This window comes from Mesorhizobium sp. M7D.F.Ca.US.004.03.1.1 (assembly GCF_003998635.1).
Taxonomy (GTDB): domain Bacteria; phylum Pseudomonadota; class Alphaproteobacteria; order Rhizobiales; family Rhizobiaceae; genus Mesorhizobium; species Mesorhizobium loti.
The window spans coordinates 1-1124 of record NZ_RZQG01001371.1 but is presented as its reverse complement, the minus strand read 5'-3'; the positions used below and the strand labels follow the sequence as shown (position 1 = coordinate 1124).

At 55.5% G+C, this 1124-nt stretch carries 2 protein-coding genes; both read left to right on the top strand.

Annotation, left to right across the window (positions count from 1 at the left end):
* The coding region (locus EN935_RS37175; RefSeq protein ID WP_164771747.1) for an amino acid ABC transporter permease at window positions 1-582 on the top strand (582 nt) is incomplete at its 5' end.
* Between the two features lie 2 nt (window positions 583-584).
* The coding region (locus EN935_RS37170) for an ATP-binding cassette domain-containing protein (protein ID WP_164771746.1) at window positions 585-1124 on the top strand (540 nt) is incomplete at its 3' end.

Sequence of the window (1124 nt, the reverse complement as noted above, 5' to 3'; positions counted from 1 at the left end):
GTCTCGGCCTACCTTCTCTATTTCCGCGGCACCCCCGCACTCGTTCAACTGATGTTGCTCTACTTTGGCCTGGCGGAGATCGGACTTTATCGCTTTCCTGACCTTTCCATCTTGGGAATTACAGTGAGCGGCGTTTTTCAAGCCGGCGTGCTCGGGCTTGGCCTCAACGAAGGCGCCTACATGACCGAGATTGTTCGCTCTGGCATCATCTCCATCGATCAGGGACAGTCAGACGCGGCGAAGGCCATCGGCATGACGTTTAGGCAATCAATGCGATACATAATCCTGCCGCAGGCTTTCAAAGTGATCGTCCCTCCGCTTGGCAACGAGTTTAACAACATGATGAAATCGACCACGCTGGTCGTTGTCATAGGCGGCGTCGAATTGTTCAACGCTTTTGAACAAGTCAACGCCGTACAGTTTAAGCCCTTCGAATTGTTTCTGGCCGTTTCAGTCTACTACCTTGCACTGACACTCCTTTGGGGCTGGGTCCAGGCTGCCATCGAACGGCGCATCGGAGATGCCAAGGCGACATACCGCGCTGGTTTCTTTGAACGCTTGCTTGGTGGGATGAGGACCTGACAATGGGAGACCAGAGCCAGGCCGATTTGGGTGAAGCGGTTGATGATCTGTCTGCAGGTCTGCTGTCTGTCGTCGGAGCGCCGGCCGACATATCTGCAACCGTTGTTGAACTGTGTAACATCAACAAATCATTCGGTTCCTTGCATGTCATCCGCGACGTGAGCCTCTCAGTCCAAAAAGGGGAGTGTGTTTGTATTGTAGGGCCGAGCGGATCCGGCAAGACGACGTTGATCCGCTGCATCAACGCGCTCGAAGCGATCCAGGGCGGCACCATTGTTGTCAATGGACACTCCCTTGGCTTCCAACAGCGCAATGGCAAGACCCGCAAGGCAACGGAATCCGAATTGGCGCGCCAGCGTCAAGAGATTGGCATGGTCTTCCAGCGGTTCAATCTGTTTCCTCATCTGACCGCATTGGAAAACATTACTTGCGGGCCCATTCGCGTGCGCGGCACACCGCAGAAGGAGGCCGAAGCCGTGGCTCACAAACTCCTTGGTCGCGTGGGGCTCGGCCACAAGGCGAATGCCTACCCGAGCCAACTG